This window comes from Nocardia sp. TBRC8007, assembly GCF_056629435.1.
Genome location: NZ_JBWSOR010000019.1, coordinates 22,559 through 35,025, shown reverse-complemented (window position 1 = coordinate 35,025; position 12,467 = coordinate 22,559). Strand labels below are relative to the sequence as shown.

11 protein-coding genes are annotated in these 12,467 nt (G+C 63.7%); 1 reads left to right on the top strand and 10 read right to left on the bottom strand.

From position 1 onward, the window contains the following. Positions 1-12: 12 nt before the first annotated feature. The 8 genes from ACX4ZE_RS15415 to ACX4ZE_RS15380 form a co-directional block, all read right to left on the bottom strand. Positions 13-702 (bottom strand): response regulator, encoded by a 690-nt coding sequence (locus ACX4ZE_RS15415; protein WP_480274117.1) that lies wholly within the window; start codon positions 700-702, stop codon positions 13-15. Then, a complete protein-coding gene (locus tag ACX4ZE_RS15410) occupies positions 699-1,928 on the bottom strand; it encodes a sensor histidine kinase (protein ID WP_480274116.1) in 1,230 nt (409 codons plus the stop codon). The genes ACX4ZE_RS15415 and ACX4ZE_RS15410 overlap by 4 nt, the downstream gene beginning before the upstream one ends. 273 nt (positions 1,929-2,201) lie before the next feature. Beyond that, complete coding sequence (locus ACX4ZE_RS15405) at positions 2,202-4,259, bottom strand: CocE/NonD family hydrolase (protein WP_480274115.1); 2,058 nt, start codon at positions 4,257-4,259, stop codon at positions 2,202-2,204. Positions 4,260-4,582: 323 nt separating this feature from the next. Next, on the bottom strand, positions 4,583-5,320 hold the full coding sequence (locus tag ACX4ZE_RS15400) for a phosphoglyceromutase (protein ID WP_480274114.1): 738 nt from the start codon (positions 5,318-5,320) through the stop codon (positions 4,583-4,585). 46 nt (positions 5,321-5,366) lie between these two features. Further along, the gene (locus tag ACX4ZE_RS15395; RefSeq protein WP_480274113.1) at positions 5,367-6,296 is read right to left on the bottom strand and encodes an ROK family protein; all 930 of its coding nucleotides are present in this window, start codon (positions 6,294-6,296) and stop codon (positions 5,367-5,369) included. 90 nt (positions 6,297-6,386) lie between these two features. Then, entirely contained in the window at positions 6,387-6,890 is a 504-nt protein-coding gene (locus tag ACX4ZE_RS15390) for a type III secretion system chaperone family protein (protein WP_480274112.1), read from the bottom strand. After that, positions 6,887-8,332 (bottom strand): D-inositol-3-phosphate glycosyltransferase, encoded by a 1,446-nt coding sequence (gene mshA / locus ACX4ZE_RS15385; protein ID WP_480274111.1) that lies wholly within the window; start codon positions 8,330-8,332, stop codon positions 6,887-6,889. Before mshA ends, ACX4ZE_RS15390 begins: the two co-directional genes overlap by 4 nt. A gap of 76 nt (positions 8,333-8,408) precedes the next feature. Further along, positions 8,409-9,230 (bottom strand): alpha/beta fold hydrolase, encoded by an 822-nt coding sequence (locus tag ACX4ZE_RS15380; RefSeq protein ID WP_480274110.1) that lies wholly within the window; start codon positions 9,228-9,230, stop codon positions 8,409-8,411. Between the two features lie 72 nt (positions 9,231-9,302). Between ACX4ZE_RS15380 and ACX4ZE_RS15375 the strand changes: the two genes are divergently transcribed. Continuing rightward, positions 9,303-10,037 carry an SDR family NAD(P)-dependent oxidoreductase gene (locus ACX4ZE_RS15375; RefSeq protein ID WP_480274109.1) on the top strand — a complete coding sequence of 245 codons (735 nt, stop codon included), beginning with the start codon at positions 9,303-9,305 and terminating at the stop codon, positions 10,035-10,037. A gap of 30 nt (positions 10,038-10,067) precedes the next feature. On the opposite strand, the gene ACX4ZE_RS15370 is transcribed toward ACX4ZE_RS15375, so the two are convergent. Then, the gene (locus tag ACX4ZE_RS15370) at positions 10,068-11,303 is read right to left on the bottom strand and encodes a L,D-transpeptidase (protein WP_480274108.1); all 1,236 of its coding nucleotides are present in this window, start codon (positions 11,301-11,303) and stop codon (positions 10,068-10,070) included. A 68-nt stretch (positions 11,304-11,371) separates the two neighbouring features. Next, positions 11,372-12,466, bottom strand: a complete 1,095-nt coding sequence (locus tag ACX4ZE_RS15365; protein ID WP_480274107.1) for a UDP-N-acetylmuramate dehydrogenase — start codon at positions 12,464-12,466, stop codon at positions 11,372-11,374. Position 12,467 lies beyond the last annotated feature (1 nt).

Here is a 12,467-nt window from a genome sequence, read left to right as displayed (position 1 = left end):
GGCAGACGGCGGTCATGCCTCCAGCTTGTAGCCGAGGCCGCGGACTGTAACCAGGTGCTCCGGTTTGGCCGGGTCGGCCTCGATCTTCGAACGCAGCCGTTTGACATGCACATCCAAAGTTTTGGTATCGCCGACGTAGTCGGCGCCCCAGACCCGATCGATCAACTGACCGCGGGTGAGCACCCGCCCGGAATTGCGCAACAAGTACTCGAGCAGATCGAATTCTTTGAGCGGCAAAGTCACCGACTTGCCGTTCACCATGACGGTGTGCCGATCGACGTCCATTCGGACCGGTCCTGCTTCCAACACGCCGCTGTCGCTGGAGCCGTCCAGCTCGTCGCCCGTACCGCGGCGCAGTACCGCGCGAATGCGCGCGATGAGCTCCCGCGCGGAATACGGTTTGGTGACATAGTCATCGGCACCGAGTTCCAAGCCGACCACCTTGTCGATCTCGCTGTCGCGCGCGGTGACCATGATCACTGGAACGCCACTACGGGTGCGTAATTGCTTACACACATCGGTGCCGCTCATACCGGGTAACATGAGATCGAGCAAGACGATGTCCGCCCCGGACCGGTCGAACTCGGCGAGCGCAGATGGCCCGTCACCGGCCACCATGACCTCGAAACCTTCCTTGCGCAGCAGGAACGCGAGCGGATCGGCCAGCGACTCCTCATCCTCGACGATCAGAACACTGGTCATCTGCGTGCCTCCACACCATTCGGTCGGCCCGAGCTAGAAGAGCGCGGGCTGGTTTCTTTCGTGCGCACCACAGCATCACTGTCTTCAGCGTTTGCTTCGTGGTGGGCGGGTATGCGCAAAGTGAATGTCGATCCGGTGCCCAGCTTGCTCCACAGGGTGATTTCCCCGTTGTGATTGGCAGCGACATGTTTGACGATAGCCAGGCCGAGCCCAGTGCCGCCGGTAGCCCGCGAACGCGCCTTATCGGAGCGGAAGAACCGCTCGAATACTCGCTCCTGGTCTTCCTTCGCGATGCCGATACCACGGTCGGTAACCGCCATCGCAATGTGATCGCCGCGCAGCGATCGGCTCACCGACACATGCGAACCGGGCGGCGAGTAGGCGATCGCGTTCTCCACTAGATTGGATAGTGCGGTGATCAGCAGGGTTTCGTCACCGAGCACTTCCAGCCCACTCGGACGGTCGGTGCTGACTGTGATACTCGCGGCTTCGGCAGCGGTCCGTGACCGGTCGACCGCCTGCGCCACCACAGTATCCACATCCACCGCTTCGAGCTCAGGTAGCTTCTCCGCGCCCTGCAAGCGCGAGAGCGCGATGAGTTCGGTCACCATCTTCCCGAGCCGAAGCGATTCGCCGAGCACACGCTGGCCAAAGTGTCGTACGGCCTCCGGGTCTTCGGCCGACTCCAGTAGCGCCTCGGCCAGCAGGCTCATCGCACCGACCGGTGTCTTGAGCTCATGGCTGACATTGGCGACGAAATCGCGCCGAGTGGCCTCCATACGGACCTGCTCGGAGTCGTCGTCGGCGAATAGCACGGTGAAGGTGGTTTCTTCCCGCGATAACTGCCTGGCGACGCCACGCACAGCGATGCGGCCGCGGCCGGGAACCAAGTTCTTGGCAGTGAGGTCGAACTCGGCGGGCTCACCGGTAGCTCGCGCTTTCTCCACCGCCGTCCAGGCACGCTCGTCGAGCAGACGTTCGCGGACCAGACCGAGTTCCTCCGCACGAGGATTGGCCAGCACTACATCACGGTACTCGTCGACAACCGCGATGCCGCTTTCCGAGGCGAGCACAATCAGGTCGAGCACTTGGGAGGTGGTGAGGCCAGACTCGGCTCGCTTCCTCGCAGCCTGCCTGGCATTCATATACGGGATCAGCAATCCGCCCACTGTCAGGCCGACAACAGCCGCAAGGACTGCAAACAGCATGGCCTGCGGAACACTCACACTTGAATCGTACGGTCGCCGACCGACCAGCCCACTCCGGGTGCATAAAGTTCCGCGCAGGTCATAACGCCTTCCGGCCTCATTCGCCGTATGTTTACGCAGAGTTCGGCATCACGGTCCCACGGGAGATGACCCAGTGGACGATCCACTGCGTCCGCTGTATCACAGCAAGCTCGGCAACCGGGTCGGGCAGCATGTGCCCGCACCCGACTTCCCACCCCCACAGCCGAGACAGTGAAAGGTATGCGGGCACCCGCTCGACCACTCCTTGGATTACCAGCCCGGATTTCCGCCGATCGGGATATTGACGAAACTCGGCCGGTTCGGATCCAATTGCAGATGCTGTGGCCGCAAACCGGTGTCGACGAGCATCGGGAGGATCGGCAAGCTCTTGGGGAAGTTGCCCGCGTACACATCGACACGCAACCGATGGCCCGGCTGCAAGATCGCCTCCGTGGCAGGCAAAGCGATATCCAGTGTGGTCGCCTCACCTGGAACCGTCAGTTGTCGCCGGTCCAACGAGGTGAACGGGCGCGGATCGGTGTAGTCACCATTGGCCGATCTGCTGCTCCGCGCATCATCGATCGCGCGAAGCGAAGCCATGAGCTGCCCGGACGACAGCACCGTCGACTGGCCGTTCGGCGCGACGTCATTCACAGTGACCGCCCAGTAACCGTCGTTGGCATCCTGAACGGTGTTGAGCCGCACCGCGATCTGCCCCGAGATCGTGGTCGGCTCGGCGACCGGGGCGCTGGTGAAGGTCAGCCCGTTCAGTTCTTGGATCCTGGAATCCTTGGCGCAACCGTCGATAACCGACAGCACACCACCGCTGCCTTGCGCGGCGTCGTTGGAACACAGCCCGGTCAGCCCTGGCGCGACAGTCAGACGGGCGAGCCCTCCGGGGGCTTGCGGGCTGAGCGTACCGTCATAGACACTGTGTGCCGTACCGCTGAGTGCCGCCGACAGGTACATCCTGCGATGCACCGCCTGCTGCGGACCTGCTTCACCGGCCGGTGCGGCGAACGAATCGGTGGTGATCCAGCCGCCGCCCTGCTGGCGCAACGTGATCGGGCCGTACTGCTCGATGCCGTTGTCGATGCCTTTGAGCCATTTGTCGAACCACGCACGTTGCAGGATGTCCAGCCGCGGCGGCAACCCCGGCCTGCCGTACTCATTGCCTGAGTTGACGTGATAAGTGTTGCCCATCAGCAACTGTTTCTGCCCCGGAGGCAGCGGAATCTGGTTATAGATCTTGGATTGCGAGTAGGCGAACAGATCATGCCATCCGCCGGTGATAAAGGTCGGTATCTGGATCAAGCTCGCATCTCCGAGCCAATCCTTGCGCGGTTGGGAGCTGTCGGTCAGCAGCTGCCTTGCGCGCGGATCGATATCCTTCATGGGCACGGTGGACAAGACGTTGAGCAAAACATCCATGAACGTCCATGGATCTTGCGTGCGATCAGCCAACCGTGTGGTATCGAGCTGCCCGGTCAGGATCGAAGTTATATCGGGGAGGTGCTTGAGTCCGTTGACCGCGGTCAGCCATATCGGAATGAAGGTGAGACCGAAACCACCGCCGGGCACGAGCACATCGTTGACCAGATCATCGCCCGGCACGATCGGGAAGATCGCCTTCAACGCAGGGGGGCGTTTCTCCGCCGCCTGCACCTGGTTGATCCCGGAGTAGGAGATTCCGCTCATCCCTATACGCCCGTTGGACCACGGCTGCCGCGCCGCCCAGTCGATCACCTCGACGGTGTCCTGCTGCTCACGCCCGCGCAACATGTCCCAGATGCCCTGCGAGAAGCCGGTGCCGCGCACATCGATGACCAGCTGGGTATAACCACTCTTGATCAACTGACGATCAACGGTGAAGCTGCGCAACTCGCCGCCACCGAACGCCTTGGTCAGGTCGGTGACACCAGACAGCGGCGTGCCGCTCATATCGGTCTGCCGGAACCACTGCATCAGCGCGTCGGACAGTCCTGGAACGGCCTGCGCGTGATCGGCCAGATTCGACACCAGCTTGGTATAGGGCGTGAGGTTGACGATCGTCGGTGTCGGAGTTTCTATCGGTCGGCCGGAGGCATCAGCCGGCCGATAGAGATTGCCCTTCAAGACGGTGCCGTCACTCATCGTGATGGGGACGTCCCACTGGATGTGGATATTCGGGTACTCCTGCGGGGCCTCGTGTGTCGCTGCCCATGCCGCGCCCGCAGCGCCGCCGTCAGGGCCGGTCGGCAGCGGCGCAGCAATGGCGCCGCCTGCGAGAAAGGGGGCGAGTACCGTGACGGCAACCACTGCGACCGCGATTCGCAACGCGTGCTTCATCGAACGTGATCCATCTCTCGGCTGGTCGGACCAGCCGAGTGTACATAGCCACACCCGGAATTGAACAATGGGTAACATCAACTGCGCTTCATTTTCCTGCGCACACCCCATGGGCCGACCATATCGATGGAGACGAACGCCGATCTGCGGAATCGTTCCACCCGCAACGGAATAATCGCCGGTAACGGTCGGCGATCACACCTGCCGTATCGAGCGACGCACAGGCCCGACCACTCACATAGCAAGCCAGGACAACCGGCTACAGAACAACACCGCGCCGCCACCCGAAAAGGATGGGGCGCGGTGGGATCGCTTACCGATTGCTACTCGCCGCCCTGCCCGGCCACAGCGGCGGCACCAGCAGCGGCTGCTTCCGGGTCCAGATATTCGCGCGGCCGTATCGGGCGGAGATTCTCATCGAGCTCGTAACGCAGCGGAATACCAGTAGGGATGTTCAGACTCGCGATGTCCTCGTCGGAGATCCGGTCGAGATGCTTGACCAGCGCGCGCAGCGAATTGCCGTGCGCGGCGACCAATACCGTCCTGCCGGACAGTAGATTCTTGGAGATAGTCGACTCCCAGTACGGGACCATCCGGTTCACCACGTCGAGCAGGCACTCGGTCTTCGGGACCTCGATGCCTGCGTAACGCGACTCGCCTTCCTGACTGTACTCGTTGACCGGGTCGATCGGCGGCGGCGGCGTATCGTAACTGCGACGCCACAGCATGAACTGCTCTTCGCCGTACTTCTCCCTGATCTGTGCCTTGTTCTTGCCCTGCAGTTCGCCATAGTGTCGTTCGTTGAGCCGCCAGTCGCGGACCACCGGAATCCAGTGCCGGTCCGATGCATCCAATGCGATATTCGCGGTGGAGATCGCGCGGCGCAGCAGAGAGGTGTAGACAACATCCGGCAAAATGCCGTGCTCGGCCAGCAATTCCCCAGCACGCTTGCCCTCGGCGACGCCCTTGTCGGTCAAGTGCACGTCCACCCAGCCGGTGAACAGGTTCAGAGCGTTCCATTCGCTTTCGCCGTGGCGCAGCAACACGAGGGTGTACGTCATGTCGCCATCCTTCCATGCGTCCTCGACCGGAGCGCGGCGGTTCCCGCTACTGGACCGGGCGGCTACCCGCAGTAGCGGGCCCCCATCGAACCGTTTCGTCTGCGGCGAGCACGCCAGCACCGACCAGGGTGGCGCCATGGTTGATCCTGGACGGCTCCACCCGTAAGTGCCGCAGATAGCCCAACCGAGCGTGCTTGTCCACCGCAGCCCGCAACGGATCCCACAGCGGCGCACCGGATTGCGCGAAGCCGCCACCGATCACCACCCTGTCGATGTCCAATAGCGCCGCAGCGGAGGCGATCGCCGTGCCGAGCGCGGTGCCCGCCCGGTGCAGTGCGGCGACGGCGATCTCTTCCCCTTGGTGGGCGGCCGCGGCCAATTGCGTACCGGTGGCGCCGGGCCAGCCCTGCGCACGCGCCCACCGCACCGATGCCATACCGCCCGCGACTGCCTCGACACACCCGATGCCACCGCAACCGCAGGGCGTATCCCACCCCGGCACGACGATATGCCCGATATGACCAGCGTTCCCGGTGCGCCCCAAGAGCACCGCACCGTCGGCGATGAGCCCGCCACCGATTCCCGATGACACGGTCATGGCGAGCGCATCTGGTACCCCACGCAATGTTCCGGCACACTGCTCAGCCAATGCGAGACAGGCGCCGTCGACAGCGAACCGAATCACGGCGGAGGGAAACACTTCCTGCACGGCGGAGACGATCGGGAAACCCGATTTCCACTCGGGGATGTTCAACGGCCCGGTGACCCCGGTGCGCACATCCACTGGTCCGGCCGCACCGATACCAACCGCGGTGACCGGCTCTGTCCCCGCGACTTCGAGCAGCAGCTTCCGGCAGGCTTCCCACACTCCGACCGGAGGCACGTCGACGCGACGCACATCATCCACCGAACGGCCGGGGTACACCACCCCGGCCGCGATCTTCGTCGCACCGATATCCACAGCGAGAACGGTCAATGCCGCGCCCTTCCAACAATCTGAATTATCGAGATCTATGGCGAACCGCGCGCCAGGCTCGAACCCAGCTGGCCGGTTCCGCCGAGCGGCTCAGGATCTGTCAGCGGAGTCGACCATGTGCTCGAAAGCACGCAGATTCTGCAACGACTCGCCGCGTGAGACCCGCCATTTCCATTCTCGCCGAATGGATTCGGCGAAGCCTAGTTCCAGTAATACATTGAAATCCGCATCGACGGCCTCCAAGACCTGACCGAATATCCGATCCAGCTCATCCGCCGTAACCGCGTGCGCGGCCATCCGACCGACCAAGTAGATATCGCCGACCCGGTCCAGAGTGTAGGCAACCGCGTAGAGCCTGCGATTACGGCGAAGCAGATGTTTGTAAACGCCCTCGAAGTTCTCGTCCGGCTTACGGCAGACGAACGACTCGATCCGGACCCCATGCTTACCCACCGTGAGCATCACCGTGGTTTCCAGCTTGCGCTCGCCAGGCAAGACGACGACAAAAGTCGTATCTCCGGGCCTGGTGTACTCGATCTCTCTTTCACGCAGCGCCGCATCGATGAGCCGCGCGGTTGCCTGCGCCTCGTTCATCGGCGTACTCCCATCCGGCGCCGCCACAGCGCCCGCGATCCGACCTGGCTGCTCTCACTGAGAAGAGCGGCAGTCCGTTCTCCAGCTAGGTTAGTGCGTTCTCCAGAGATGGAATCATAGGCGTCGGCGCGCACCGAGCTGCGCGCGAGGCCGCGCCCGCCGAGCACCATATGATCATCGCGATAACCAGACAGCGCCGCGCGGTAGCTGGCCATCAATCCATCGGCAGTATGCGCCCAAGAGAAGTTCCCGGCGTGCTCGACGGCACCTTCACTCATCCGGCGTAGCCGGTCGGGGTCGGCGAGCAAAAGGCGCAGCGCGTTCGCCCAGTCCGTAGTGCGATGCCCTGGGACGAGCAGACCAGAGACCTCGTGCCGCACCGCCGTACCGAGCCCGCCGACCTCAGCTGCGATCACAGGCGTGCCGCTGGCCTGCGCTTCGATCGCGACCAGCCCGAAAGACTCGCTGTAGCTTGGCACCGCGACCAGATCAGCGGCGCGGTAAACCAGTACCAGCTGCTCCGGCGGCTGCGGCGGAAGAAAGCTGATCCGCTCGGCGATGCCCAGCTCGGCGGCCAGCTCGATCAGTGCATCGGGCTGCTGCAGCCCGCTGCCAGATGGACCTCCGACGATAAGCACGCGCAGCGCGCTCGCTGGATTCGTGCGCAGTACCTCGGCGACGGCACGGACCAGCACATCGGGTCCCTTCAGAGGTTGGATGCGGCCGATGAACGCGACGACCTGCTCACCGGTGGTCAAACCGAGTGTCGCGCGCGCCGCGCTCTTGTCGCCAGGGCGATAGCGGGCCAGGTCCGCGCCTGGCGGCACAACGTCGATGCGCTCGGCGGCGGCGCCGTAGAGCTCGACCAGTTGGCCTGCCTCCTCGATGGTATTGGCGACCAGCCGATCGGCCTCGGTGATCACTTGCTTCTCGCCGATCTCACGGGTCACCGGCTCGGGGCAGTCTCCCTCGGCCAGCGCAGCGTTCTTCACCGCCGCCAGCGTGTGAGCGGTATGCACAAGCGGTACCCGCCAGCGGTCCCTGATCAGCCAGCCGACCTGGCCGGACAACCAGTAATGTGCATGCACCAAGTCGTAATAGCCGGGCTGGTGCCTGGCCTCTTGCCGCAACACTTCCGCCGCGAACGGACACAGTTGAGTAGGCAGGTCGTACTTGTCCAGCCCTTCGAACGGGCCGGCCACCACGTTGCGCACCAATACGCCGGGCGCCGCCTCTTGCACCGGGGGAGTATTCGATGCGGTAGCCCTGGTGAAAATCTCCACCTCTATCCCGCGACAAGCCAGTTCGATAGCCGTTTGCAGGATGTAGACGTTCATACCACCCGCATCGCCAGTCCCCGGCTGGGCCAATGGCGAAGTGTGCACCGACAACACGGCAATACGGTTCGGCCGTAGGTACAGGCGCTGACTCACGCTCTCCATAGTGCACGGCGCTCTAACGGGTCAGACACTCCGACCGCGCCAAGTGAGAGCTATCACATAACGACAGTGAATCAATTCACAGACATTCGGCGAACGTGCTCACCTCGCCGACGAACCGGGAGCGATCCTCGATGAACAAGCCGTGTTGAGCGCCTTCCCAGAATGAGGCATGCGCGTTCGTGACGGTATCGGCGATGTAACGGCCGTTCTCGACCGGGACGACCCGATCTGCGGTGCCGTGCAGAACGAGTACCGGTATATCCAGCGCACGCAGCATTTCGGTGTTGTCGACGGTCCGATAGAACAGCGCCTCGCGCACTGCGGGCGCAGTGGCGAGGCTCACCCCGAACAGACGTTGCGCATCCGGCCCTTTGTCCGAGCCAGGTCCGGTATTGGCATTGCCGAACACGCTGAAGGCGCGTACCGCACGGCCTGCACTCTCGGCGAAGACATCCGGAATCGCCTCCCGCATCAAGCTTCCGGTCGCCGCACCCGGCACACCGGGGCCGATGTTCGCCATAGAGCCGGTATAGACAACGCCTGCGACAGCAGCGGCGCCGCAGGCGGTCAGATAATCCGACAACACGATCCCACCATAAGACCAGCCGAGCAACAGCGCGCCCGACGTGATGCCCTCGGCTGCCAGCACCGCCTCAACGTCGGCAGCCCAGTTCTTCGGATCGTCGTACCCTGTGACGGGCGTGTCCGAGTAGCCATGGCCACGCAGATCGACCGCGATTACCCGGAAGCGCGCGGCAAGATCGTCGGCGGCTGTCCCCCAGCAGCGCAGATTCGCCGACCAGCCGTGCAGCAGCACCAGCGGCCGAGCGTCGGCCCGGCCACTCACCCGGTAGACGATGGTCGTGCCGTCCGCGCTCACCGCGTCTCGAATAGCCATGCCAGCCAGGCTAACCGTGCTACACCGATAGCCTTCGGGTGTGGCGAGAACCTCGCACTTACGATCAAGGCCATGAGCACTCGTATCGCCGTCGTCACCGGAGCCAGCTCGGGTATCGGGGAGGCCACCGCCAAGGAACTGGCCGAGCAGGGCTACCACGTCTATGTCGGCGCACGCAGGCTCGACCGCCTGCGCCACCTCGCCGATGCAATCGGCGGCACCGCACTGGAACTCGACGTTACCTCGGATGAGTCAGTGCGCTCGTTCACCGAGGCGATCGAGCGCGCCGACGTGCTGGTCAACAACGCGGGCGGCGCCAAGGGCCTGGCACCGGTCACCGAGGCCGACCTGGACGACTGGCGGTGGATGTGGGAAACCAACGTGCTCGGCACTTTGCGCATTACCAAAGCCCTGCTGCCTGCGTTGATCGCCTCTGGCGATGGATTGATCGTCACCATCACCTCGGTCGCCGCGTTCAGTGCTTATGACAATGGCTCCGGCTATACCTCAGCCAAACACGCGCAAGCCGTGTTGCACCGCACGCTGCGCGGCGAGCTACTCGGGCAACCGGTGCGACTGACCGAAATCGCCCCTGGGGCAGTAGAAACCGAGTTCTCCTTGGTCCGCTTCGGCGGCGATGCCAAGCGCGCGGCGAAAGTGTACGAGGGTATCGACCCACTGGTCGCCCAAGACATCGCGGAGGTCGTCGGTTTCGTCGCATCGCGACCCGCGCACGTCAACCTGGACCAGATCATCATCCAACCGCGCGATCAAGCGACCCCGTCCCGATTCGCCCGGCGCGGCTAGGCTCTCGCGATCGATCGGGGCGCTGCCGGTTCAGTTACCGTGCGGTGGCACTGGCGTGGCCGACGCCATCGCCGCTGGTGCGCTCGGCAACGCCGACATGCTCTTCCAGGTCGCCCAATCGATCGCCCAGTCGTAGATATCGCCGTCCGCGGCCGAAAGCGGGATCGACGTTCCGGTCACCTCGACCGGGTCGCCGTATAGCGCGGTAGGGAAATAGGCTTGCGCGTCGGCGGGCGACAGATTGATACAGCCATTGGTGACATTGACCGAGCCCTGCGCCGCCAACGACGCCGGATTGGCGTGGATGAATTCGCCATTGTTGGAGATACGTACCGCCCACCGTTCCCGAACGTTGGTGTAGTACGGCGGATTCGACATCATGAAGTCTTTGTATTTCTCAGTGACCACATGAATGCCGGACCGGGTGACATTGCGCGGCTCGTTCCCCTCTCCGTAGCTGACCGCGAAATCGAAGACAGTCTGTCCGCCCCGAACAACCTGCATACGGTGGCTCGGGGCATTCGCCTTGACAATCTGGCTACGGCCGATACGGAAGTCCGAGGTCAAGTCGGAATAGCCCCATTTGCCGCCACCGAAGTCGAGACCATACAACTGGGCTGAGACATGCACACTGGTACCAGGCGTCCAGTAGTTCTTCGGCCGCCAGTGCACTCGCGAGCCGCCACTGTCGTCCGGAAGCCAGGCCCACGCGCCCTCTGTCGGCGGGTTAGTGGTGACGGTCAGTGCCCGCTCGACCGCAGCCTTGTTCGGTACGGCGGATTTGAACTGTATGATGATCGGCGCCGCGATACCGACCTCCTGATTGTCGCCGATGTTGATCGTCGCGGGGACGGTGCTCTTCGGTGCGAGGGTGTGGAATGAACCGGCGATCGAGATCGGTTTGCCGTCGGTCCCCATGGCAGTCCCCGACCAGGTGTAGGTGGCGTCGTAGCCGAGCGGTTCTGTGATGGTGTAACTGCGCTTATCCGGCGCGAGTTCGCCGCGAACCTGCTTGCCCGCAGCGTTGGTCAGTGCGATCTGATCGATTGTGCCGTGGCTGATCGTCGCCGAAATCGGCGCGGTCGGGTTGACGCCGGTAGCGTTGTCGCCGGGATTCAACTCGGCCGCGGCGATCGGACCGGTTTTCTGTGGCGGCCTCCCCTGGCTGCGATCGACCGTGCAGCCTGCGGTCAGGAAGACAACTGCCACCAACAGCACGGCCGACACCACGGCAGCCGGTCGGCCGATCATCAGACGGTTGTTCATCTGGTCGAATCTACGCGTAAGATGCCGACCGGTCTGTAGCCGCAGTAAGTAGCGTTGATTTCAGCACTTCAGAGCGTGATGCCGACGACAACCGGTTCCGGCTCCAATCGGATTCCGAAGCGCTCGACAACCCCGTCCCGCACCGTCCTGGCCAATGCCACCAGATCGGCCGCACTGGCACTACCGCGATTGGTCAACGCCAACGCGTGCTTTGTCGACAACCGTGCCTGCGCCTCTTCGCCTGGGAAACCCTTGCCGAAACCCGCCCGTTCGATCAGCCAACCCGCGGAGAACTTGATCCCCTCATGAACTGGGAAGGCAGGCACCGGGACATCACCCACATGAGCGACTATCGCGGCCCGCGCCCGCTCCGCCTGGTCCAGGGAAAGTACCGGATTAGTGAAGAACGAGCCCGCGCTCCAAGTATCGTGGTCGACCGGGTCGAGCACCATGCCTTTGCCCGTGCGCAGCCGCAGCACCGCATCCCTGACCTGCGCCGTCGGCCGGGTTTCTCCGACGTCGGCACCAAGCGCGGTAGCGAGTTCGCCGAAGCGCAGCGGCACGCTGGAACCGTCGGCGCGCAGTACGAATTCAACCGCGAGCACCACCGTCTCACCCTGCTGCTTCAACACACTGGTGCGGTAACCGAACCCGAGTTCCTCAGGCACCGCCCAGCGAATCTCGCCGCTGGCTCGGTCCAGCAAGCGCACCCTACGCAACAGGTTCGACACCTCGGCACCATAGGCACCGACATTTTGCACCGGCGTCGCACCCGCCGAGCCGGGAATACCCGATAGACACTCTAGCCCGCCGAACCCAGCGGCAACCGTTGCGCGTACCACCTCATCCCAGTTCGCGCCCGCCTCCGCGACAACGCCGCCCGCACCGATCTCGACACCGGTGGTGGCGATCCGGACCACCACACCATCGAAACCGTCGTCACCGACGAGCAGATTGGAACCGCCCGCCAACAACAGCAGCGGTATGTTCGCCGCGTCCAACGCGCGCACTGTCGCGACCAGCGCCTCGGTTGTCGTGCACTCCGCCAGTACAGCGGGTCCACCTACCCGCAGCGTAGTCAGCTCCGCCAGCCGCCCACCAGCACGCAGCCGCGCGCCGGTGCCTGCGAGGAGATCCGACAGCACTACATGTGAACTTCGCACG